This window comes from Aeromonas sp. FL131 (assembly GCF_049860615.1).
In the GTDB taxonomy this organism is placed as follows: Bacteria; Pseudomonadota; Gammaproteobacteria; order Enterobacterales; family Aeromonadaceae; genus Aeromonas; species Aeromonas hydrophila.
The window spans coordinates 596,617-619,930 of sequence record NZ_CP187595.1 but is presented as its reverse complement, the minus strand read 5'-3'; the positions used below and the strand labels follow the sequence as shown (position 1 = coordinate 619,930).

The 23,314-nt window shown below is 63.9% G+C and carries 20 protein-coding genes; 12 read left to right on the top strand and 8 right to left on the bottom strand.

Annotation, left to right across the window (positions count from 1 at the left end; all coding sequences use genetic code 11):
- Position 1: 1 nt before the first annotated feature.
- Positions 2 to 3,376 carry an AAA family ATPase gene (locus ACPW75_RS03010; RefSeq protein ID WP_077096225.1) on the bottom strand — a complete coding sequence of 1,125 codons (3,375 nt, stop codon included), beginning with the start codon at positions 3,374 to 3,376 and terminating at the stop codon, positions 2 to 4.
- A 109-nt stretch (positions 3,377 to 3,485) separates the two neighbouring features.
- Between ACPW75_RS03010 and cysZ the strand changes: the two genes are divergently transcribed.
- The gene (gene cysZ, locus ACPW75_RS03005; protein ID WP_011705142.1) at positions 3,486 to 4,250 is read left to right on the top strand and encodes a sulfate transporter CysZ; all 765 of its coding nucleotides are present in this window, start codon (positions 3,486 to 3,488) and stop codon (positions 4,248 to 4,250) included.
- A 142-nt stretch (positions 4,251 to 4,392) separates the two neighbouring features.
- Positions 4,393 to 5,007: a trimeric intracellular cation channel family protein gene (locus tag ACPW75_RS03000; RefSeq protein ID WP_011705141.1), complete on the top strand. Its 615-nt coding sequence runs from the start codon at positions 4,393 to 4,395 to the stop codon at positions 5,005 to 5,007.
- 94 nt (positions 5,008 to 5,101) lie between these two features.
- On the opposite strand, the gene ACPW75_RS02995 is transcribed toward ACPW75_RS03000, so the two are convergent.
- The 4 genes from ACPW75_RS02995 to ACPW75_RS02980 all read right to left on the bottom strand — a co-directional run bounded on the left by ACPW75_RS02995 (position 5,102) and on the right by ACPW75_RS02980 (position 8,478).
- Entirely contained in the window at positions 5,102 to 5,353 is a 252-nt protein-coding gene (locus ACPW75_RS02995; RefSeq protein WP_005303367.1) for a hypothetical protein, read from the bottom strand.
- Between the two features lie 92 nt (positions 5,354 to 5,445).
- Positions 5,446 to 5,991 (bottom strand): DUF882 domain-containing protein, encoded by a 546-nt coding sequence (locus ACPW75_RS02990; protein ID WP_029301559.1) that lies wholly within the window; start codon positions 5,989 to 5,991, stop codon positions 5,446 to 5,448.
- A 150-nt stretch (positions 5,992 to 6,141) separates the two neighbouring features.
- Positions 6,142 to 7,626 carry a L,D-transpeptidase family protein gene (locus ACPW75_RS02985; RefSeq protein WP_049048373.1) on the bottom strand — a complete coding sequence of 495 codons (1,485 nt, stop codon included), beginning with the start codon at positions 7,624 to 7,626 and terminating at the stop codon, positions 6,142 to 6,144.
- Positions 7,627 to 7,707: 81 nt separating this feature from the next.
- Positions 7,708 to 8,478: a substrate-binding periplasmic protein gene (locus ACPW75_RS02980; protein WP_143238989.1), complete on the bottom strand. Its 771-nt coding sequence runs from the start codon at positions 8,476 to 8,478 to the stop codon at positions 7,708 to 7,710.
- 326 nt (positions 8,479 to 8,804) lie between these two features.
- On the opposite strand from ACPW75_RS02980, the gene ACPW75_RS02975 reads away from it, so the two are divergent.
- The 5 genes from ACPW75_RS02975 (at position 8,805) to ACPW75_RS02955 (ending at position 14,315) form a co-directional block, all read left to right on the top strand.
- A complete protein-coding gene (locus tag ACPW75_RS02975; RefSeq protein ID WP_016349902.1) occupies positions 8,805 to 9,350 on the top strand; it encodes a hypothetical protein in 546 nt (181 codons plus the stop codon).
- A gap of 56 nt (positions 9,351 to 9,406) precedes the next feature.
- Positions 9,407 to 10,468: a glycosyltransferase family 2 protein gene (locus ACPW75_RS02970; protein ID WP_029301561.1), complete on the top strand. Its 1,062-nt coding sequence runs from the start codon at positions 9,407 to 9,409 to the stop codon at positions 10,466 to 10,468.
- Entirely contained in the window at positions 10,465 to 10,836 is a 372-nt protein-coding gene (locus ACPW75_RS02965) for a GtrA family protein (protein WP_077096227.1), read from the top strand. Before ACPW75_RS02970 ends, ACPW75_RS02965 begins: the two co-directional genes overlap by 4 nt.
- Positions 10,836 to 11,999 carry a membrane protein gene (locus ACPW75_RS02960; protein ID WP_011705134.1) on the top strand — a complete coding sequence of 388 codons (1,164 nt, stop codon included), beginning with the start codon at positions 10,836 to 10,838 and terminating at the stop codon, positions 11,997 to 11,999. Before ACPW75_RS02965 ends, ACPW75_RS02960 begins: the two co-directional genes overlap by 1 nt.
- 207 nt (positions 12,000 to 12,206) lie before the next feature.
- Positions 12,207 to 14,315, top strand: coding sequence for an alpha-amylase (locus tag ACPW75_RS02955; RefSeq protein WP_077096228.1), 2,109 nt, complete (start codon positions 12,207 to 12,209; stop codon positions 14,313 to 14,315).
- 93 nt (positions 14,316 to 14,408) lie between these two features.
- Here ACPW75_RS02955 and ACPW75_RS02950 read toward each other — a convergent pair whose 3' ends face one another.
- Positions 14,409 to 15,035, bottom strand: coding sequence for a glutathione S-transferase (locus ACPW75_RS02950; RefSeq protein WP_060388782.1), 627 nt, complete (start codon positions 15,033 to 15,035; stop codon positions 14,409 to 14,411).
- A gap of 158 nt (positions 15,036 to 15,193) precedes the next feature.
- Here ACPW75_RS02950 and ACPW75_RS02945 point away from each other — a divergent pair, with 158 nt between their 5' ends.
- The 4 genes from ACPW75_RS02945 to ACPW75_RS02930 all read left to right on the top strand — a co-directional run bounded on the left by ACPW75_RS02945 (position 15,194) and on the right by ACPW75_RS02930 (position 18,719).
- A complete protein-coding gene (locus ACPW75_RS02945) occupies positions 15,194 to 15,838 on the top strand; it encodes a response regulator transcription factor (protein ID WP_077096229.1) in 645 nt (214 codons plus the stop codon).
- A gap of 91 nt (positions 15,839 to 15,929) precedes the next feature.
- Positions 15,930 to 16,511 (top strand): TetR/AcrR family transcriptional regulator, encoded by a 582-nt coding sequence (locus tag ACPW75_RS02940; RefSeq protein WP_077096230.1) that lies wholly within the window; start codon positions 15,930 to 15,932, stop codon positions 16,509 to 16,511.
- 71 nt (positions 16,512 to 16,582) lie between these two features.
- Complete coding sequence (locus ACPW75_RS02935; RefSeq protein ID WP_179101407.1) at positions 16,583 to 17,452, top strand: alpha/beta hydrolase; 870 nt, start codon at positions 16,583 to 16,585, stop codon at positions 17,450 to 17,452.
- A 121-nt stretch (positions 17,453 to 17,573) separates the two neighbouring features.
- Complete coding sequence (locus ACPW75_RS02930; protein WP_024946021.1) at positions 17,574 to 18,719, top strand: patatin-like phospholipase family protein; 1,146 nt, start codon at positions 17,574 to 17,576, stop codon at positions 18,717 to 18,719.
- 85 nt (positions 18,720 to 18,804) lie between these two features.
- Here ACPW75_RS02930 and ACPW75_RS02925 read toward each other — a convergent pair whose 3' ends face one another.
- Entirely contained in the window at positions 18,805 to 20,757 is a 1,953-nt protein-coding gene (locus tag ACPW75_RS02925) for a monovalent cation:proton antiporter family protein (protein ID WP_179101408.1), read from the bottom strand.
- A 100-nt stretch (positions 20,758 to 20,857) separates the two neighbouring features.
- Here ACPW75_RS02925 and ACPW75_RS02920 point away from each other — a divergent pair, with 100 nt between their 5' ends.
- The gene (locus tag ACPW75_RS02920; protein WP_029301567.1) at positions 20,858 to 21,778 is read left to right on the top strand and encodes a GGDEF domain-containing protein; all 921 of its coding nucleotides are present in this window, start codon (positions 20,858 to 20,860) and stop codon (positions 21,776 to 21,778) included.
- 75 nt (positions 21,779 to 21,853) lie between these two features.
- On the opposite strand, the gene tilS is transcribed toward ACPW75_RS02920, so the two are convergent.
- A complete protein-coding gene (gene tilS, locus ACPW75_RS02915; RefSeq protein WP_190283705.1) occupies positions 21,854 to 23,194 on the bottom strand; it encodes a tRNA lysidine(34) synthetase TilS in 1,341 nt (446 codons plus the stop codon).
- Positions 23,195 to 23,314: the final 120 nt, after the last annotated feature.

Below are 23,314 nucleotides of genomic sequence, written 5' to 3'. Positions count from 1 at the left end.
TCTAGTTTTGCTCAGCCAAAGCGACGGCTTCACCGATATCGACCGACACTATGCGCGAAACCCCGGGCTCTTGCATCGTGACGCCAACCAGCTGCTCAGCCATCTCCATGGAGACCTTATTATGACTGATGTAAACGAACTGTACTGTGCTCGACATCTCTTTGACAAGAGAACAGAAGCGACCGACGTTCACTTCATCGAGCGGTGCATCCACCTCATCCAGCAGACAAAATGGTGCTGGGTTGAGTCTGAAGATGGCAAAAACCAGCGCAAGTGCGGTTAACGCCTTCTCCCCCCCGGAAAGCAGGGCAATGGTAGCATTCTTCTTACCCGGAGGTCTCGCCATGATGCTCACTCCGGCCTCCAAAAGATCATCGGAGGTGAGCTCAAGCCAGGCACTGCCCCCCCCGAACACTTTCGGAAAGAGGGATTTTAAATCTTCGTTGACCTTATCGAAAGTATCCCGGAACCGTATTTGTGTCTCTTTATCAATTCTTTTAATGGCTTGGCTCAAGGTTTCCAGCGCCTGCTCCAGATCCTGGCACTGGTTTTCCAGGTAGCTTGAGCGGGTTTTCGCCTCTTCATACTCCTCGAGGGCCGCCAGGTTGATGGCGCCAAGTGCCTCCACCTGTGCCTCCAGCGTCTGGATCTCCTGGCGCAGCTTGCCGCGATCGGCGGCGATGAGCCGCGCCTGATCGAGATCCACCAGCCGCACGCCGAGCTCCTCGAACTGTTCGTGCAGCCCTTGGCGCCGGGTCAGGTTGCGCTCCCGCTCCAACCGCAACTGGGCCAGCTTCTCCTGAATGTGCACCAGCTGCTTGTGATCGGCGCTTCTGGCCTGCTCCAGCTCGGTCAGCTGACGCTCCAGCTCCGCAAGCCGCTGATGACAGGCGAGCTGCTGCGCCTCAAGATTGCGCTGCTCGGCCAGCAGGGGCGACAGATCCTGACCCGGCGCAGCCCCCGGCTCCTTGAGCTCGGCCAGCTCCAGCCCGAGGCGGGCCAGCTCCTGTTCGCGCAGGGCGATGAGCTGGCGCAGGTTCTGCTGCTCCAGTTGCAGCCGCTGGCAGGCGGCCTGCTGCTGCTCCCGGCGCAGGCGCGCCTCCTCCAGCGCCCGCTCCGCCCCGCTCGCCTGCTCCTGGGCGAGCAGCAGCGCCTCGGCAAGCGCCTCGCCCTGCTCCTGCAGCTCGCCAAGAGCCGCCTCACCTTGCTCAAGCCGCTCCCCGGCCGACGCCAGCCGCTCGGCCTCCTCGGCCTGTTCTTGCGCCAGTCGAGCCAGCTCTTCCCCCAGCTGGCCGAGGCGCTGCAACCGCTCCTGCCGTTGCCCCTCGCGCAGGCTCCAGGCTTCGCGCAGTTGCTGCCACTGCTGCTCCTGCTCGCGCAGGGTACCCTGAGCCAGTTCATGGGCGCCGTGCAGCTGGGCCCGCGTCGCATCGGCGGCGGCAAGCTGCTCATCGAGCCGGCGCAGCGCCTCCCGGCCTGCGACCTGCTCGGTGTGCAACCGCTCACGCTCGCCGAGCAGCGCCAGGGTACCGAGGGCCATGCCCTCCCCCAGATCCGCCCAGTTGGGACCAAACCAGTCGCCAGCAGGAGTGAGCAGCGACTCACCGGCCGCCAGGCTCGGCTGGCGGGTCAATGCCGCCTCCCGGCCCTCCACCAGCCAGATGGCATTGAGGAAGGAAGGGATGTGCTCGCCGCCCAGCTGCGCCGCCAGGGTACCGGCAACCGCCGGCTGGGCCGGGCCGATCCAGAGCCCGGATTGCGTCAGATTGCACTCATCCGCCGGGGTGGCGGTGAGCCAGCGGCCGAGCACCTTGTCCAGCCCTCGGGCCCACTCGGGGGGCACCTGCAGCCGATCCGCCAGGGTGGCGCCCGCCATCTGCTCCCCCAGGATCTGATCCAGGGTGGCGAGGCGAGCCTCCAGCTCGCGCAGCAAGCCCTGCTGGTGACCCTGCTCTGTCTTGAGTGCTTCGTGGCGGGCCACGGCGGCCTGCCACACCGCTTCGGACTCCTCATGGCGGGCGCGGGAGAGCGCGAGCTCCGCCGCCAGCGCATCGAGCGCCGGTTGCAGGTTCTCCCCTTCCCCGCCGAGGGGCCCGGCCTGTTCATCTTCCAGCTTGAAACGGGCCAGCCGGGTCTTGGCCTGCAGCTCCTGCAGACCGTTCACCTCGGCGCGAGTCTGGTTGAGCCGCCCCTGTAACTGGCCCAGCTGCTGCTGCCACTGCTGCTGGCGCTGGCGCGCCTGCTCGAGCCGCTCGGCTGCCGCCGCGCGTACGCTCTGCTGGTCGGTAAGCAACTGCTCACACTGCTCCAGACGCGCCGACGCGACCTCGCCCTGCAACGTGCTTTCGCTCAGCTGTTCCAGCTGGCCGGCCAGCTGGACCTTGAGCCCCTCGATACGCTCGCCGAGGGCTTGTCGCCTCGCCTGCCAGTCGCGGCCAAGCTCGCTCTGGTGCAGTTGCTGCTGCTCGAGGCGGGCGATCGCCTGCCCACCGAGAAAAATCTGTTGCTGGCGGCTGGCCTGCTCGGCCTGCGCCTCCTGGCGTGCCACCGACAGGGTGACGTGACGCCCTTCGCCCTCGGTGCGCTTGGCATCGAGTGCCGCCAGTGCCTGTTCGGCCTGGGCCAGCTCGGTTTTGGCCTCGCCGAGGCGTGTCTCCAGCGCCCACAGTTCCGAGCCGATCAGTTCGGCGCGGGCGGCGCGCGAACGGCTCTTGAGCTGCTTGTAGCGCTCGGCGGTCTCGGCCTGGGCCTTGAGATGCTCGAGGCGCGAGCCCAGTTCACCGCGGATGTCGCCAAGGCGCTCCAGGTTCTCCTGGGTATGACGGATACGCTGCTCGGTCTCGCGGCGCCGCTCCTTGTAGCGGGAAACCCCGGCAGCCTCTTCCATGAACAGCTTGAGATCGGCGGGGCGGGACTCCACCAGCCGGCTGACGGTGCCCTGTTCGATGATGGCGTAGCTGCGCGGCCCAAGGCCGGTGCCGAGGAAGAGGTCGGTCACGTCCTTGCGGCGGCACTTCTGGCCGTTGATCTGGTAGTGGTTGGAGCCGTCGCGCAGCACTTCGCGGCGCACCGAGATCTCGGTAAAGCGGCCGAACTCGCCGGGCACCCGGTTGTGGGGATTGTCGAACACCAGCTCCACCGAGGCGCGGCCGTGGGCGCTGCGGTTGACGGAGCCGTTGAAGATGACGTCGGTCATGTTTTCGCCGCGCAGATGGCGGGCGGAGCTCTCCCCCAGCACCCAGCGTACGGCGTCGATGACGTTGGATTTACCGCAGCCGTTGGGGCCCACCACGGCGGTCATGTCGGCGTTGAGCTCGATGCGGGTCGGCTCGACAAACGACTTGAAACCGGCGAGTTTGATCAATTTCAGACGCATGGCGGCCTATGTGGGTAACGAAATAAAGAGGAGGCGGGCAGGCGACTTTACCAAATCAAAAGCTTGTTTGTAATATGCAGGCAGTTTCCCATGAACAGATGGAGCTCAGATGAGCCACTCACCCCGTATGGTAAAAGACTCGATCAGCGGCGCAGACTACTTCCTGCGCGGCTTCTCGCTCATTCGCCAGCCCGGCATCCGCACCTTCGTGCTGATCCCCCTGCTGGTCAACTTCGTGCTGTTTGCCGGGGCCTTCTACGCCCTGCTGCTGCAGCTGGACGGCCTGTTCGGCTGGCTACACCAGCAGATCCCGAGCTGGCTCGACTGGCTGGACTATCTGCTCTGGCCCATCGCCCTCATCACCATCCTGGTGGTCTTCTCCTTCCTGTTCAGCTCGGTGGCCAACTGGATAGCGGCCCCCTTCAACGGCCTGCTGGCAGAGAAGGTGGAACAGGCCCTCACCGGCGAGACTGTCAGCGATACCGGCATGCTCGACATCGTCAAGGACGTGCCGCGTACCTTCGGCCGCGAGTGGACCAAGCTCAAATACTACCTGCCCAAGGCCATCGGCTGCCTGATCCTGTTCCTCATTCCGGTGGTGGGCCAGACCCTGGCACCGGTGCTCTGGTTCCTGTTCAGCGCCTGGATGATGGCGATCCAGTACGTCGACTATCCGTTCGACAACCACAAGATCGACTTCATCACCATGCGCGATGCCCTCAAGCAGCGGCGCGGCAAGTGCCTGAGCTTCGGCGCCCTGGTCACCCTCTTCTCCGCCATCCCGGTGGTGAACCTGTTCGTGATGCCGGTGGCCATCTGCGGCGCCACCGCCATGTGGGTCGATCACTACCGCGCCGAACAGCTCAGACGCTGAGCCGGTTGGTGGTGACAACGGGGCTCCCTTGGGAGCCCCGTTTCATTTTTGCATTATAAAAAATAATGCATAGCCTTCATTGCTTGTCCCCTATAGCGCGAGTTGATAGGATGCGGGGCTTTCTCGCACCCTGGGATATCTCATGTTACATGCACTCTTCTTGCTGGGCCTGGTGGCCGAAGGGATGACAGGCGCGCTGGCCGCGGGCCGGCGACGGATGGATCTGTTTGGCGTGGTGATCATCGCATCGGCGACCGCCATCGGGGGCGGCACCATTCGCGACGTGCTGCTGGGCCATTACCCCCTGCTCTGGGTCGAACACCCGGAGTATGTGCTGCTGGTCGCCGGCGCGGCCATGGCCGGCGTCATCTCGGCGCCGCTGATGCGCTACCTTGGCAAGCTGTTCATGGCGCTCGATGCCCTGGGGCTGGTGGTCTTCTCCATCTTCGGCGCGGCAAGGGCGCTGGAGATGGGCCACGGCGCCGGGATCGCCTGCATCATGGCGGTGGTGACAGGGGCCTTCGGCGGCGTGCTCAGAGACCTGCTCTGCCAGCGCATTCCGCTGGTGTTTCGCCGCGAGCTCTATGCCGCCATCTCGCTGGTGACGGCCGCCATCTACTGCCTTGCGCTCGATCAGGGCCTGCCCAACGACTGGGCCGCCTTCGGCGCCATCGGCATCGGTTTCGTGCTGCGCCTCCTGGCGGTGCGCTTCAAGTGGGGGCTGCCTACCTTCCACTACCAGTACGCCACGCACTGAGCGCGCCAGCTTCTGGCAAGCCGGTACGGATTGCAGCCAACAAAAAAGCGCCGGTCAGGCGCTTTTTTATATGGGCAACCGGGCTGTGGCTGCCTCAGTTGATCCCTTCCGAGCTGAAGAAGGTCGCCTTGTCGGCGATGAAACGGATCTTGATGTTCTTGCCCTCGTCACCCCAGATGCAGCTGGTGGTCCCCAGTGCATCGTCACAACGCTCGGCCTTGCCGAGGATGCTGCTCGCCTCGGCGTAGCTGATCCCCATCTTGAGCTTGTCGTAGTTTTCACGGTTGAGCTTGCCGCAACCGGTCAGCAGCAGGGCAATCAGCCCGCCAAGCAAAATATGTTTCATCTGGTTCTCCTCTGCATGGTGTCCAGAGCCTACCAGCTCGGCCACCCCGCTGGCCAGTCACCCGCCGGGCAGCTGTGGCCCGCAGCCGGCCGTTACCAGCTGCGCACCGGCCCGGTGTCGAGGTGAACGAAGTTGTCGCTCGGGTAGTAACCGACGCCGCCCACCTTGAGATGGAGCGCCGCCTTGCGCAGGTGCGCCAGCTGAACTCCGGGAATGCGCACATCCACCGCCTGCCCCAGGGTATGGTAGCTGTGCTTGGCCACGGCGCGGCTGCGGCTGCGCTTCTGGCGATTGGTCACGGGGGAGCGATAGCCCGAGATGAGCTGGATTTCGCCGTGGCGACCCAGCTTGTGCTGCAGCAGGTAGAGCTGGTCGAACAGCTTGCGGTCGATGTTGAACACTTCGTTGCGACGGTAGTCGCGAAAGATGTGGTTGAGCTCGGCCAGCCCGTCTTTCAGGTAGCGGCCGTCTTCCCAATAGCTGGCGCGTACCCGCTCGCCGGTATTGAGATTGAAGAAACTGAGTTCACGTCCTGCCGTACTGCGGCTCGCCGTGGCGGGGAAGGACAACAGCGAGCCCCCCAGCAGGCAACCGGCACCCAGCAGCAGGCGACGTCGGCTTATCTCTTGATCAAGCATCCCTTGTCCGTCCATCGCTATGTTGAGGTGAAACCGTTGAATGAATTTGATACAGGCGCTTGAAACTACCCGCCGCGCCGGCCGCTGTCAAACCGCAAGGGGCCATGAAAAAGCCCGGCGCAGGCCGGGCTTTTCACTCTGTGGCGAGGATCACAGCAAGCGACTCTGGTAGCTGACTCGATCAAATCCATAGATGTCGTTGCGCAGTTGCTGACGTCCATCCTCGTCGATCCAGCTGCTCCAGTAGACGGTGAACACCGGGATCGGGGTGGTCAGCGGCAGCCACTTGGTCTGGGTCTCTTTCAGGATGCTGGCCACCTTGTCCGGTTGATAGCGGGAGTCCGCCAGCAGCAGCTCGGCCAGATCGTCGGCATGCTCCACCCGGATGCAACCTGAGCTGAAGGCACGCGCGCCCTGCTCGAACAGCGCCTTGCGCGGGGTGGAGTGCAGGTAGATGGCCTCGTTGTTGGGCAGATAGAACTTGTAGCGGCCCAGTGCGTTGTGATCGCCCGGCTTTTGCCGCAGCCGGTAGGGGAAGCCGGACGCCAGCGCCTGCTGCCAGCCCTCTTCGGTGAACTGTACCGGATTGCCCTCGCCGTCGATCACCTCGAACTGCTCGCGATTGAGGTAGGCGGGATCCCGTCCCAGCTTAGGCAGAATGTCCTTGCTCAGGATGGAGCGCGGCACGTGCCAGGCCGGGTTCAGCACGATGGAGCGGATCTCGCTGGCAAGGATCGGGGTCGCCCGCTGCTCCTTGCCCACGATCACCCGGCTGGTGAATACCTCGTTACCGGATTCCACCACGCTCAGCCGATAGTCGGGGATGTTGACCAGCACGTAGCGGGCGCCGGAGAGCTGATCCACCAGATCGCGGCGCCACAGGTTGCGCAGCAGCAGGCTGGCGCGCACCTCGGGCCCGGTATTGAGCCAGCTGCGGGTCTGCCGGCCTATGATGCCGTCGGCGGTCAGGCCGTGGCGGCGCTGGAACTGTTTGACGGCCTGCAGGGTCTCGGCGTCGTAGGTGGCGTCATCATGGCGCGGGGCAGTGTCGCCCAGCTCGTTGAGGATGGAGCGGATCTGGCCCAGCTCCGGGGAGACTTCACCGGCCCGCAGGGTCGGCATGGTCAGGGTCGGCCACTTCTTGGCCATGGGCAGCGCCAGCAGCTTGCGCACTTCCTCGCGCACCGCGTCATATTCCGCGACCTGGGGTCTGAGCTGCCTGACCTGCTCCAGCAGGTTGTCGCCGGCCGGCTCGTGGGCCAGCGGCTTGTTGAGGTTGAGCTTGAGGGTCTGCATCTGCTCGCGGGAGACCAGATCCATGGCCCGCCACGCCTGCTGGAACCGGGCCAGCTTGCCGAACGCCTCGTCATAGAGGGCGCCACGCTGATCCGCCGGCTTGGCCTGCAGCTTCTTCCAGAGCGTGTAAAAATCCGGGTGCAACTGGGCCAGCACGGCTTCCTGCAGTTGCAGCTCCAGCTCACGCCTGGCTTGCTCCGCGGTGCTGTTCTGATACCAGTCGTGCTGCATCGCAGCATTGCTTACCACCACCTGGCCCTCGCTGGCCTGTACCATGGCCGCCGGCCAGCAGCCCAGCCAGATCAGGTTTGCCAATGCCAGCCAATACTTCTTCCCCATGCTTACCTCAAGATCGGTTCACTTCAGCCTGTCAGACCCGGCGGTCAAGGCGCTCATGATGCGTGAATGCCCGCGACTTTACTAGCTGGTGGGCGCGTAGCGCCGCCAGATAATGTCATACTCATTTGTTGCTTTAAATTCAGCCAGTTCGCGATTGAACGCACTGACAAATTCGGGTGACAGCCGCTTCTTGCTGAACATGAAGAAGGTCGGCGCTTCATATACGGCCATGGTGTGGGGGACGATCAGATCGCTCAGCCCCTCCTCCTTCAGGCCCCAGGGGGTGGCCAGCACATCGCCGAGAAAGCCGTCGATGCGCCCCAGCACCAGCTTGCCATAGTTTTGCTCGTCATTGACCACGCTCACCTGGGCGGCATAACGGCGCAGCAACTCGCTGATCTCGGCCCCATAGTAGTAGTCCTTGGTGATGCCCAGGGTATGGCCGCTGGCCAGCCAGCTGGCCAGATCGGTTTCGGGGTAGGAGGATGACTTGCGGATCCAGAGCGCGCTGCGGCCCGGATTGTAGGCATCGGAGAACCAGGCATAGCGGGCGCGGTCCTCATTGAAATAGGCCTCCATGGCGATGTCGACCGAGCCCAGCGACAGACCGTGCAGCACTCGCTTCCAGGGCATCTCCACATAGCTGGCCTTGCAGTCGAGCCGCTTGAGCATGGCGGTGAGCGCCTCGACAGCAAAGCCCCGCAGCTCCTTCTGCCCGGCCGCCGTGGCGGCGTAATAGTGATAAGGCGGCCAGTTGTCAAAACCGACCCGCAAGGGCGAGGGACACAGACTGTTTGCCGAGGCCAGCGGCGCCAGCAAGCAGAGCATCCAGCAGCAGAGTTTCAGCTTCATGGGTCATCCTTGACTGCGTGATACGCCATCATAAATCGGCCTAGGCAAAATGGCGACAGATCCTGCCACAGCGATGCAGGCTCCCGACCGCGTGAGCGGTGCCCTCATTTATGCTTGTCGGAGCCGGGCCTGAAATGCCCCCGGCCTGCGCCGGATCTCCGGCTCGCCAGGGCAGGTAAAATACGGGAACAGCAACATTTGGAACACCGGCCGAAAAGGGGTTAATATGTGACCAAATATATTTTTGTGATCCACTATGCTTTTTTTGCAATTGGATTAGCATATGCGCGAAATCAGCCTACAAACCGTGAGGCGCAGAGAGTGATATGACGTACAAAAAGTTTGGTTTTCTGACCGCCATCATGGCGCTGAGTGGTTTCTACCTTTATACCCTTTACCTGGCCGCCCACCCCAACGTGAGCCTGGCCTACAAGCTCTATTACCTGGAAGGCAAGACCCGCTTCTGGGAGCACAACTCCAGCATGACCTATCAGCCTGGCAACGAGCTCAATCTGACCAAGCCGAGCCGTTTCCTCTCCAGCGAAGGCTGGGCCAAGAAACCGAGCGCGGACGGCACCGAACTGAGCGGCCAGGGTGGCCTCTACTTCGTGCTGCCCAAGCAACAGGCACAGCCGGAACAGCTGACCATCCAGGCCCGGGTCAACAGCCCGCAGGCCGGTGCTCTGCTCAAGGTGGCACTGGGCCACGATTTCACCACCACCGTCAAGCTGGCCAAGGCCGGCATCAACGAGATCCGTCTCAGCCTGCCGGGCGAGTCGCTGACCTCGGACCCCAAGCGTCCCAACTTTCTGGCGCTCTCCGCCCCGACGCCGCTCAATGTCCAGTCGGTGCGCTTGACCGTCGCCCAATAAGACGTATTCTCCAATACGCTGTTTTATAAAATAATTTTCCAAATAAGGAAGTTTTCATGTCGCATGCCGATTTTCGACTCTCTCTGATCGTTCCCGTTTACAACGAGGAAGAGAGCATAGATGCCTTCATCAACGCGATAGATAACGAACTGGCGCCGCTCAAGGATCAGCTGGAAATTGTATTCGTCAACGACGGCAGCCGCGACCGCACCCGTGAAGTCGTCGAGCAGGCCATCGCCCGCGACCCACGCGTCACCCTGGTCAACCTGGCCCGCAACTTCGGCAAGGAAGCAGCCATGACCGCCGGCCTGCATCACGCCAAGGGTGATGCCGTGGTGCCGATGGACGTGGATCTGCAGGATCCGCCCGCGCTCATTCTCGAATTCGTCAAGCTGTGGCAGACCGGCGACTACGACACCGTCTACGGCATCCGCGTGGATCGCAGCGCCGACACCCCGATGAAACGCCTCACCGCCGGTGGCTTCTACCGCTTCTTCAACGCCCTCTCCACCAGCACCAAGCTGCCGGAGAACGCCGGCGACTTCCGCCTGATCGACCGCAAGGTGGTCGAGGCGATCAAGCAGCTGCCGGAGCGCAACCGCTTCATGAAGGGGCTGTTCGCCTGGGCCGGTTTCCGTGCCGTCGGCGTGCCCTACGAGCGCCCCGCCCGCCACGCCGGCGAGACCAAATTCAACTACTGGAAGCTGTGGAACTTCGCCCTCGACGGCCTGATGAGCTTCTCCAGCTGGCCGCTGCGGGTATGGAGCTACGTCGGCGTCGGCGTCTCCTTCGTCGCCTTCCTCTACATTCTCAAGATCGTCACTCAGGTGGTCTTCTTCGGCATCGACGTGCCGGGTTACGCCTCCCTGATGTCGGTGGTGCTGTTCCTCGGCGGTATCCAGCTGCTGTCGCTCGGTATCATCGGTGAGTACATCGGCCGCATGTTCGTGGAAGTGAAGCAGCGCCCTGTCTACCTCATCGAAGGGGTGTACGGCCAGTATGCCAAGCAGGATGAAGAGCCGAAGCAGGACGCCGCCACCGGCAGCAAGAAGAGCGCCGGCAAGAAGGCTGCTGCTGCGAAAGCCGCTGATGACCAGCAGGAGCAGGCGTCTCAATGATCTCCCGCGAGGAATTCTGGCGGCTGGTACGTTTCGGGTTTGTCGGCGGGGGGGCCACCCTCGTCGATCTGGGCACCTCCATCACCCTGTTTCACACCTGGCCCACCATCTCGGAGCACCTGGTGACGACGCTGGCCTTTGCCATCGCCTTCTGGTTCTCCTTCTTCGGTCACCGTTACATCACCTTCCAGAAGCAGGGTGCCGCCAGCAAGTTCTTGCTGGTTGCCCTCTTCTCGCTGGCGGTGCGTAACCTGATATTGAGCGGTCTGCTGTTTGCGGGTCTTTCCGGTCTGTTGCCGGTGGTGATCGCCACCCTGACGGTCACCGTGCTCACCTACCTCCTCTCCAGGATCTGGGTATTTGCCTGATGAATGACATGACTACCTCCATCACCCCTGACAATGCGGGCCCCTATCGCCCGTCACTGGCCATCAGCAGCCGTGACTGGCTGATGATCATCGCCGCCTTCGTGCTGAGCCGGGCCGCCCTCTACGGCATGGGCTATTTCGGCGTGCAGCTCTACGGCTCCCCCGACATAGGCCCGCTGCAGGCCTATTGCCAGTTCGACTGCGTCTGGTTCCAGCGCATCATCGAGAACGGCTACGATCTCTACCCGCGCTGGCTGAGCAAGGGCAATGCGGCCAACTGGGCCTTCATGCCGCTCTACCCGATGATCTCAGGCACCATCTCCAACCTGCTCAACGTCGAGAGTCTGATCGGCCTGATGCTGGTGGCCAACCTGGCGTTCTTCATCAGCCTGCCGTTGATGCTGCTGGTGCTGCGTCAGCTCAAGCTGGGTGACGACACCGCCCGCTTCGGCGTCTGGCTGCTCGCCTTCTCCCCCTTCTCCGCCTACTTTGTCTCCGGCTATACCGAGTCGATGTTCATGGCGCTGATGCTGGGGATGTTCCTGTTCGCCTATCGCCAGCAGTGGCTGATGGTGGCGCTGCTCGGCGTGTTCATCTCCGCCACCCGCAACCTGGGGGTGATGATGGTGTTCCCGGTGCTGATCCTGGCGCTGCAGGCCTACGGCTGGCGCGAGTTCTTCCGCTTTACCGAGCGCGCCTTCAAGGTGGTGTTCACCCTCTGGATGATCCCGCTCGGCCTGTTCGCCTACATGTTCTACCTCTATCACCTCACCGGTGACGCGCTGGCGTTCAAGCACATCCAGGTGGCCTGGGGCCGTTACATGGACAGCCCGCTGGACTGGTGGCTGAGCGGCTTCGAGCTGGGCGGACGTAAATCCTACCTCTCCATCATGGTGATGTTTGGCTGGGCTCTGAACCTCTATCTGTTCAGCCAGAAGCGCTGGGCCGAGGCGACCCTGATGTTCATCTGCTGCACCATTCCGCTGATGACAGGGCTCAACGCCATGCCGCGCTACATGTTCGGCCTCTATCCGACCATGCTGGCGATCATCCTGCTGACTCATCGCTGGCCGGCCATTCGCCCGGCCGTGCTCTGCCTGAGCGGCATGGTGGCCTCCTTCATCGCGGTGGCCTTCGTCAACTTCAAGTTCTTCACCGTGTGACGAAAGTGGTAATGCAACAAGCCGGTCTATCGACCGGCTTTTTTATGGGCGCGACACCCCGCTCACACTTTTCCATTCTTGAAAACGTAACCATTTGAACTGATGTCACAAATCGACGGTTTGCCTGTCCAAGCCCGCCCTCATGCCTCCTAGAATGAGCCCCATTGACGGCAATCTGGTCCGCTTAACCCCAGCAAGGAATGGCTTATGCGTCGCACTCTCTCGGTTTCTTCCCTCTGGCTCGCCCTGCTGGCCAGCCCCCTCTTCCTCCATCAGGCCATGGCCGCCGAGGTACGCCTCTACGTGGATGACCAGCCGGTCGGCGCGCCGCTGACGCTGGACAAGGGGGCGGTGCAGATGACCCATCCGCTCACCAAGGGGAGCCACCAGATCCGCATCAGCGACGCAGGCAACAGCTGCGGCACCAGCTTCGGCCCGAGCGAGGTCAAACCGCTCCCCTTCGGCACCGCCCAGCCCATGGACAAGTGCAGCAAGGGGCAGCACTTCAACCTGCGGGTGATGCTGGCGGGGGATTATCAGTTCACCTTCAACCCGGATACTCCCAGCCTCAAGGTGCTGCGAGCCACCAAGAAGAGTGAGTTCAAACGCCAGCCGCCAGCGGAGCCCTGCATCAGCTGGGATGGCGGCCCGGTTACCGTATCCCTGAAAGGCGTCTGGCCCGACGGCACCCAGCTGCGGGACGCCTACTCCGGCCAGCAAGGGGTGGTCAAGGGCGGCAAGCTGACCCTGACGCCGAGTAAAGAGAGCGGCGGCCTGCTGCTGCTCGAGCCAGTCAAGGCGGCCACCGCGGCCCCCTTCAGCTGGGATCAGGCGAGCGTCTATTTCCTGCTGACCGACCGCTTCAACAACGGCGATCCCGCCAACGACCACAGCTTCGGGCGCCAAAAGGACGGTCAGGATGAAGTGGCCACCTGGCACGGCGGCGACTTCAAGGGGTTGACTGCCAAGCTCGACTACATCAAGCAGCTTGGCATCAACGCCATCTGGATCACCCCCATGGTGGAGCAGGTGCACGGCTTCATCGGCGGTGGCGAGCAGGGCAACTTCCCCTTCTACGCCTATCACGGCTACTGGGCGCTCGACTTCACCAAGATAGATCCCAACTACGGCGACGAGGAGAGCCTCAAGACCCTGGTGGACGAGGCCCACAAGCGCGGCATGCGCATCATCCTCGACGTGGTGATGAACCACGCCGGCTACGCCACCCTCGCCGACCTGCAAGATCTGGGGCTCACCGACCTCACCCAGAACACCGGCAAACTGCCGGCCCGCTGGAACCAGTGGCGCCCGAGCGGCGGCCTCAACTGGCATGGCTACAACCAGTTCATCGACTACCAGTCGCCGAAGTGGGACCAGTGGTGGAGCGGTGACTGGGTGCGGGCTGGCCTGCCCGGCTACCCGCAGCCCGGCACCGACGACGTCACCGGCTCGGTGGCGGGGCTGCCGGACTTCCTCACCGAATCAACCAAGCCGGTGGGGCTGCCGCCGCTGCTGACGGCGAAAAAAGATACCAAAGCCAAGCCGCTGCCCAACGCTACCGTGAGCGACTATCTCATCACCTGGCACACCGACTGGGTGCGCCGCTTTGGCATCGACGGTTTTCGGGCCGACACCGTCAAGCATCTGGAGCCCGAGGTGTGGGCAAAGCTAAAACAGGCGGGCACTGCCGCACTCAAGGAGTGGAAGGCAGCCAACTCGGCCAAGAAGCTCGACGACCTCCCCTTCTACATGGTGGGTGAGGTGTGGGATCACGGGGTTGCCAAGGATTTCTGGTACCGACACGGCTTCGATTCGCTGATCAACTTCGACTACCAGCGCGAGTTCGCCCTGCCCCAGGCCCAGTGTCTGGCCAGCGCCGAGCCCACCTATGCCAGCTACGCCAGCCGCATCAATCAGGATCCCGAGTTCAACGTGCTGAGCTACATCAGCTCCCACGACACCAAGCTGTTCTTCGGCGACTATCAGGACGTGCCGTTGCAGCGCCGGGTCGCCAGCAGCTTCATGCTGCTGCCGGGCGGCATCCAGATCTACTACGGCGATGAGTCCGGCCGCGGGCTCGCCAAAGATGGCGGCGTGTTCGATCAGGCGCTGCGTTCCGACATGAACTGGCAGGAGCTGGCCAGCGGCGAGAAGGCCGAGCTGGTCAAGCACTGGCAGCGGCTCGGCCAGTTCCGCGCCGCCCACCCGGCCGTGGCGGCGGGCAGCCACAAGAAACTGGCCGACAGCCCCTATGCCTTTGTGCGGGAGAAGGGAGATGACAAGGTGGTGGTGGTGTTCGCCGGCCGCCAGCCGTAATCCAGCTTAAGGAATCAAACCCAAACAGAGAGGGGAGCCAGTGGCTCCCCTCTCTGTTTACACAAGCTGTTTACAGCGGTTATGCCCGCGGGTTCACTGCGGCTGATGAGCGGCCGCCGGCCACTGCAGACGCGCCTTGACCAGGGTCTGCTGCCACAGCGGCCAAGCCAGCAGCGCCTGCTGATAGGCACCCGCCTGCCCCGGCAGCTGGATGCCGTAGCTCGCCAGCCGGTAGGCCATCACCGCATAGAAGGCATCGAGGATCCCCGCCTCGCCAAAATAGAATGGCCCCCGCGCCTGGGACCAGATGGTCTGCAGCCGGGCCAGCTCGCCAATGGCTTCCACCGGCGGTTCGCTACGGGTCGGGGCACCGAGGAAGAAGGGCAGCAGGGTACGGATTTGGCGAAAACCGGCGTGCAACTCGGCGCAGAGACTGCGGGCCAGCGCCCGCTCGGCTCGCGCTTCGGGATAGAGCCGGCGCGCGGGGCAGAGCTCGTGCAGGTACTCGGCGATGGCCAGCGAGTCGTGTATCCGCACACCGTCATGATCGAGCCAGGGCACCAGGCCGGCGGGGGCCAGCCGCTTGAGCCGCTGCAGCTCCTTGGCATCCTCCAGGTCGAACACCTGCTCCTGCCACTCCAGCCCGCTCATGGCCAGCACCAGCGCCGCCCGCATCGCCCAGGTGGAGCCGGTGCCCACCGTCAATACCAGAGATCCCATCTATTGCCTCCTGCATGGGTTGTTCATGACCATCCCATCTGCCCCAATGGCACGACATCCGACGGCCGCTTCACATTTGCGCGCCGGCAGGTTTGACCCTCTCCGGGAGCGGTGCTAGTTTGATTTTCCAAAACAATCAGTTAGCAACAATGTGAGCAATGGACAGCCAATTTACCATCGTCATCGCAGATGACCACCCCCTGTTTCGGGGCGCCCTCTATCAAGCGGTGCACATGGCCATCGACGATGCCCAGCTGCTGGAAGCGGACTCCATCGACAGCCTGGCCCACCTGCTGGGTGAGCACCCGGAAGTCGACCTGCTGCTGCTCGATCTCAAGATGCCGGGGGCCAACGGCTTCTCCGGTCTCGCCCACCTGCGCGGCCAGTATCCCGACCTGCCTATCGTGGTGGTATCGGCTTCGGAAGAGCCCGCCATCATCCAGCAGGTGCTGCGCCTTGGCGCGCTCGGCTTCATCCCCAAATCGGCGCCGATGAAAGAGCTGGTCAACGCCCTCAATACGGTGATCGGGGGTGACAACTGGGTGCCGGCCGGCATCTCGCTCCACCCCGAGCCCTGTGAGGGCACCGATTTTGCCAGCAAGCTGGCCAGCCTCACCCCCCAGCAGTACAAGGTGCTGGTGATGCTGCGCGACGGCAGCCTCAACAAGCAGATCGCCTGGGAGCTCAACGTCTCCGAGGCCACCATCAAGGCCCACATCACTGCCATTTTCCGCAAACTGGGCGTCAAGAACCGCACCCAGGCGGTCATCGCCCTGCAGCAGATGGATATCAAGGACGACTAAACCCGCCTCATTCCCTCTTGCAAGCCGATTCGCCGCTCGACAAATAGCACGGTCGTACTTTATGCTGCTCCGGTCAATGAAGGAGAGTGCGATGAGCAAGGGCCGGCTGACCCGCGACAACATTTTGCAGACTGCGTTCGAGCAGGCGAGCCAGCAGGGGCTGGAGAGCCTCACCATCGGCTCCCTTGCCAGCGCCTGCGAGATGTCGAAAAGCGGCCTGTTCGCCCACTTCCAGTCCCGCGACAACCTGCAGATCGCCGTGCTGGAGTACGCCGCCGAGGTGTTCCGGGAGCGGGTGATCCAGCCGGTGCGCCAGCAACAGCACGGCAGCCAGCGAGCGAAGCTGACGGCCCTGCTGCAGGCCTGGCTGGCCTGGAACCAGTGCTTCGCCGGCCGCTGCATGTTCCTCGACGCCTGGACCTCGGCCCAGGAGGGGGAGGTGCAGCAGGCCGCCCGCCAGCTGGTGCGCTTCTGGCTCGACTACCTGGCCCGTCAGGTGGTGCAGGGACAGAGCGAGGGCGAGTGGCGCAGCGACATGGATCCCTGGCGCGCCGTCTATCGCCTCTATGGCCTCTATCTGGCGGATCAGGTGTTCAATGCCCTCGATCTGTGTCAGGATCCGGCCCGCCACTTCTGGCCAGAAGTGGAGTTGTTGCTGGATGGCTGGTGCTGATGGATTGACCTCTCTTTTTTAAAACCGACAAAAAAGCACGACCGTTCGCACATAAAAACCACAGGATGACCATGAGCAGCAAGATCTACTTCAACACCCGCCGCTTCAGCCCGAGCAAATGGTTGCTTGGCCTTGGCACCCGCTTGCATCACACCCTGGCCCCCGCTCATGCCAAGCGCACCGCCAGCAAGCTGCTGCTCACCCCCCAGCGCAACCAGCGGGATGACACGGCGCCGGCCGGACTGGTCAAACAGGCCGTGCACACCAGCGAAGGCACCCTGATGAGCTACCGGCTCGGCCAGGGGCCGGTCTGGCTGCTGATGCACGGCTGGTCAGGCAGCGCTGGCCAGTTCTACCCGCTGATGAGCCACATCGCCGCCCAGGGCTTCACGGCCATTGCCTACGATCACCCGGCCCACGGCCACAGCGCCGGCCATACCGGCCACCTGCCCCGCTTCGTGCGCGCCTTCGACGAACTGGTGGAAAAGATGACGGCCGAGTGCGGTCCGCTGCAGGGCGTCATCGCCCACAGCATGGGGGGCGCCGTCACCCTCTCCAGCCGCCGACGCGAGCTGGATGCCCTGCCGCTGCTGCTCATCTCGCCGGTGCTCGACTACGTGCCCCAGCTCTACGGCATGGTGGCGCGCTCCGGCTACTCCATCCGGCTGTTCGATGCGGTGGTCAAGGAGATTGAGCAGGAGTACCAGCACCCCTTGAGCACGGTCGACCCGCTGGGGCGGCTCGCCGGCCGCACGGGGCCCGCCATCATAGTGCACGACGAGGAGGACCGCTTCGCCCCGCACGGCGATTCCCAGCGCGCCACTCAGGATGGCCGCACCCGGCTGGTGAGCACCCGCGGCCTCGGCCACGGCCGCATCCTCGCCAGTGCCCCCGCATTCGCCGCGTTCGATCAGCTGAGCGCCGCTCGCCACGCCAACTGAACAGCCTCAAAAAGGGCCTGCAAAAAATGGTTGGCAGGCCTGTTTTTATATTTGATACAGCGTCTTATAGTTAAATTGCTCGGTGGCAACACCCCCAGTGGCATGCATAAGGCGCAGTATCATGGCCAAACCCAACACAGCTCTTCTGTTGACCGGTGGTGGTGCCCGCGCCGCCTATCAGGTCGGCGCCCTCAAGGCGATCGCCGAGTTCTATCCCCGCAATCTCGGCATTCCGTTTCCCATCCTGTGCGGCACCTCGGCCGGCGCCATCAATGTCACCGCGCTGGCCTGCTACGCCTCCTGCTTTCATCTGGGAGTGCGCAAGCTGGAGTGGGTCTGGCGCCGCTTCGAGACCCACCACATCTTTGACTTTCACCCAGGGCGCCTGTTGTGGCGGCTGATGTATGAGGGCTCGGCAGGGCTCATCAACCCCCACACCAACCACGCCTTTCACCTGTTCGACAACGCGCCGCTGCGCCGCCTGCTGGATCAGCTCATCGACTATCACCGCATCGATGACAACATCCTCTACGGCAGTCTGGAGGCGCTGGCCATCACCGCCTCCGACTACGACGACGGCCTCTCCACCACCTTCTTTCAGGGGCGAGCCGAGCACCTGCCGTGGGAGCGGGCCAGACGGCGCGGGCTGCGCACCCTGCTCACCTCGGATCACCTGCTCGCCTCCTCGGCGCTGCCGTTCGTCTTCCCGGCCACCCACATCGGCGACAAGTTCTACGGCGACGGCTCCATCCATCAGTTGAGCCCGCTCAGCCCCGCCATCCACCTGGGGGCGGAGCGGATCCTGCTGATCACCCTGGATCCGCCGGCGCACACGGCGCCCACCTTCCACCATGGCCACCTGACCAGCTCCAACATCGCCAGCCACCTGCTGGACACCGTCTTCACCGACACCCTCAACTCGGATCTGGAGCGGTTGTGGCGCATCAACCAGACCCTGGATCTCATCCCGGAGCGGGAGCGCAACCGGTTGAAACTCAAACGGGTGGAGACCTGCGTGCTCAAGCCGAGCCAGGATCTCGATCTGCTGGCACTGGCCTATCTGCGCAAGCTGCCGGTGCACCTGCGCCGCCTGCTGCGGGTACTGGGGGTGACGGGGGACGAGACCAGCAGCCTGGCCAGTTTCCTGATGTTCTATCCCGGCTACTGCCAGCAGCTGATCAAGCTGGGCTACCTGGACACCCTGAACGAGCGCCGGCGGGTCGAAGCGTTTCTGGGGATAGAGGAGATGGTACCGGTCGAAGCCTGAAATGGGCCCTTGAGGGTGGGCCGGCACGCCCACCAGCAAGCGGCTCACTCACCTTCGGCATGGATGAATACACATTAAGGGAGGGCTAACGCCCCTCCAGCAGGCGCTGCTCCGCCTGCTCCACCGCCACCCCATTGCCGAACAGCACCAGCCGATCCCCTGCCACCAGCACCAGATCAGGCTTGGGCTCCAGTCTAAGCTCGCCGCGCTGTACCTCCTTGATCCGCACCGTCTCCAGCGCCAGGGCCTGCACGCTGCGCCCCACCGCCCAGGCCTGCTCGTGCAGCAGCACGGGGTGCAGCCGTTCGAGCAGCTGGTCCGTCTCCAGATTGCCGGCGCTTTGATCCCCCCAGTAGAAACCGTGCAGAAAGCGGTACTGGCTGCTGCGCTCGTGCTCCATGCGCCGGATCACCCTGCCGATGGGGATGTCGCAGTTGAGCAGCAGGTGGGAGACCAGCATCAGGGCCCCCTCCTGGGATTCGGGGATCACCTCGAAGGCGCCCGCCCGCTTGAACGCCTCCAGAAAACTGTCATCCCGGGTGCGCACCAGCACCTTCACCTCCCCCGCCAGCTCCCTGATCAGCGCCAGCATGGCCTCCACCCGCTTGTGATCGTCAAAGGTGATGATCACCAGCCTGGCCCGCAGCAGGCCGGCGGCCAGCAGGATGTCGCGGCGGCTGGCATCGCCGAACGCCACCTGCTCCCCCGCCGACTTGGCCTCGCTCACCCGCTCCGGATCGAGATCCAGCGCCAGGAAGGGGATCTCCTCCTGCTTGAGAAAGCGGGCGCAGGTCTGGCCGGCCCGACCAAAGCCCGCGATGATCACGTGCTGGCTCTTGCTCAGGCCCGACTGGGCCACCTCGGAGCGGGTGAGCAGGGCCGGATCGGTGAGGGAGCGGGCCAGATGATGGGCCTGCAGCACCAGCCATGGCGTCATGGCGATGGAGGTGACGCCGATGCCGATGAGCAGGGAGACCAGCCGATGGTCGAGCAGACCGTGGTGGTTGGCCAGCGCCAGCAGCACGAAACCGAACTCCCCCACCTGGCTCAGCATGATCCCCGCCGCCATGGCATCGCGCTTGCGCTCCCCCATCAGCCGGCCGGCCAGCAGCACCAGCAGGGACTTGAACAGGATCAGGCAGAGCACGCTGGTGGCCACCAGCCACCAGTCCTGCGCCACCCGCTGCCAGTCCATGGTCATGCCGATGGTGATGAAGAAGAGCCCCATCAGCACGTCCCGAAACGGCCGGATGTCCACTTCCAGTTGATGGCGATAGTGGGACTCCCCCAGCATCATGCCCGCCAGAAAGGCCCCCAGCGCCATGGAGAGTCCCATCCACTGGGTCAGCGAGGCCGCCAGCAGCGCCACCAGCAGGGCGCTCAGCACGAACAGTTCGTCGGAGCGGGCCCGCGCCACCTCGTGAAACAGCAGCGGCAACAGCCATTTGCCCACCGCCAGCAGACTCAGCAGGGCAAACAGTCCCTTGAGGGTGGCCCAGGCGATCTCCGCCAGCAGGGCGCTGCCCTGGATCTCGGGCCTGGCCAGGATGGGGATCATCACCAGCAGCGGCACCACCGCCAGATCCTGAAACAGCAGCACGCTCACCCCGAGCTGGGCGCGGCGGGTGTGCAGCTGCTTCTGCTCCCCCAGCTGCTTGATCACCACGGCAGTGGACGAGAGCGCCAGGGTGCCAGACACCACCAGCGCCTGGGGCAGGCTCAAGCCCCACCACCAGGCGATGGCGAAAAACAGCAATGATGTGAGCAGCACCTGCAGCCCACCCACCCCGATCACCAGCCGGCGCATGGCGATGAGGCGGGGCAGCGAGAATTCGAGGCCGAGCGAGAACATCAGAAAGACGATGCCGAGCTCGGCGATGGTCTGCATGATCGCCTGGCCGGTGATCACGGCGACGCCATAGGGACCGAGCAGTACCCCGGCAAGCAGGTAAGCGAGGATCACCGGCTGGCCGAGGCGCCGGAAAATCGCCACCAACAAGACGGCGGCAAGCAGCAGGATCAACACATCTGCGTACAATATTTCCTCCCTTTTTATCTACTTAAGCCTAGCCAGCCACTCTTGTTCGCATCGAACATATTTTGGGCACAAGGATTGCAGGTAAGTGTCAGGAAGTAGGTTGTTTGAGGGCTGTACCGTGGAAAACACATCATCATTGAATGGTCTGGGACATGGCATCGAGCAGTGGGTTCGCCAGATGGAGCGGCTCACGCCGCTGGCCAGTCAGGATCGCAACCAGTTGCTCGAGTTGTTGTTGGTGCAGATGGACCTCGGCAGCCTGCTGGCAACCTTTGCCGATCGTGCGGCAAGAATTGTCCGGATCCACAGCCTGCACTTCGACTGCGGCCAGCCGCATACCCTGATCCAGCATCCGCCCCAGGCCAGCCTGACCCTGCACAGCTACCCGTTCGAGCTACGCGGCCAGCATGGTCAGCTGATCGGTCAGTTGCACTACACCCTGGAACATGCCCTGAGCGGCAGCCAGCAGCGGATCCTGCAGCAGTATCACCAGCTGCTCTGCCTGCCCCTGCCCCTCTACCTGCGCCTGTCACAGCTGGAGCTGCAGGTCAGGCTCGATCACCTGACCGGACTCGGCAACCGCTCCTACTTCGACGAAGCCATCGGCCGGGCGGTGGAGCAGCACAGCCGGGAATCCCACGGCCTGGTACTGGTGCTGCTGGATCTCGACAACTTCAAGCAGATCAACGACACCTGGGGTCATCCGGTCGGCGATCTGGTATTGAGCCGCTTCGCCCAGCTGCTGACCCACTGCATCCGCAGCACGGATCAGGCGTTTCGCCTCGGCGGCGACGAGTTCGCCCTGCTGCTGCAACCCGCCGAACCCGAGGCCTGGCGCCCGGTCTGGCTGCGCCTGCAGCACATGCTGATGATCCACAAGGAGCTCAGCACCTTCTCGGTCGGCTGCAGCCTGGGAGCCGCCAGCTGGCAGTCCGGGGTGGACGTGCACAGCCTGTACGAGGCCGCCGATGCCCACCTCTATGCCCGCAAGAAGGCGGGCAAGGCCGGCCTGCTGGACTGAACCGGTCACCCCCTGAAGACGACAAGGCCGGCATATGCCGGCCTTGTGCGTTATCCGCGTTGGTGAAGGAGAGCGTCACGCCGGGGGCTGACTGGCCGCCGCCGGCAGCCAGTGCCAGGCCAGACCGGCGCCCTGCGTCATGAATCCGTCACAGAGGAACAGCTCGCCCACCGCCGCCACCTGCTCGCCGTAATAGAGGATGGGAATGCGGCCGCGCTGCCAGGAGGGAACCCCGTACTCCTGCAGCAACTTCTTGAGGCGCCGGCTGCCGCCACGTCCTACCGGCTTGAGCATGCTGCCGGCGACCACCCCGAAGCGCACCGACAGCGGCTCGTCCGCCCTTGGCAGCCGCAGCCCCTCCCCTTCCACTCGCGGCAGCAAGCGCACCTCCCCCAGCCCGTCCGGCAGGATCAGCGTCTCCCCCACGGCCAATGTCAGCTGCTCGTGGCGAGGCTGCAGCCCGGGTCGCACCAGATGAAGCCGGCCCTGAAAGCGGCGGCAGCTCTGCGTGCCCCAGTTGAGCTGGGGATTGGCGTCTTCCCGTGCCAGCGCCACCTCCTGCCAGAGCAGACCGAGCTGCTCGCGGGAGGGCATCTCGCCCCCCTGGCGGCGGATCCAGTAACGCAGCAGGTTGTTGCGCCGGGTAGCTGACAAGGCCAGCAGCGGCGCGATCTGCAGCGCCTCTCCTGCCGCCGCCAACCGCCAGTCGGCCTCTGCCAGCTCCTCCAGCAGCGCCTCCTGCTCGGCGCACAGCGCCATGCTGCGTGCCGCCGTCTGGGCCATGGCGGGCCAGCGGGCCTTGAGCTGGGGAATGAGCCGTTGGCGCAGGAAGTTGCGGTCATAACTCTCATCCTGGTTGCTCTCATCCTCCACCCAGCCATAGGGGAGGCTGGCCGCCACCTCGGCCAGCTCGGCCCGGCTCACCTCGAGCAAGGGGCGCAGCAGATGGCCACCGGCAAAGGGCTGGCTCGGCACCATGCCCGCCAGCCCGCGCAGGCCGGCGCCGCGCTTGAGCGCCAGCAGCAGGGTCTCCAGCTGATCGTCCTGATGGTGGGCGGTTAGCAGCCACTCCCCCTCCCCCAGCTGAGCGGCGAGGCGCAGATAGCGGGCCTCCCGCGCCTGCGCCTCCAGGCTGTCGCCACTATCCCGCTGCAGTTGCACCCGCTCGACCAGCAGCGGCACCGCCAGTTGCTGACACACAGTTTCGCAGTGGGCCACCCACTCATCAGCATTTGGGCTCAAGCCGTGATGAACGTGCAGGGCGCGCAGGGCAAGGCCGTGGGCGTGGGCAAAACGGGCCGCCAGCACCAGCAGCACGGTGGAGTCGAGCCCGCCGCTGAAGGCCACCAGCAGACCACGGGAACCTTCCGGCGCGGGCAGAGTCTGACAAAAACGAGAATAAATACGAGAAATCATAGGCTTCCCCAATACGACCAGGCCGATCTTAGCAGACTCGGGCTTATCAAGCGCTAACCCGGCTGCTAGAGTGAGACGCTCCCTGCGTGGGCAAGGAAGCCGCATAACCCGAATTGGAAT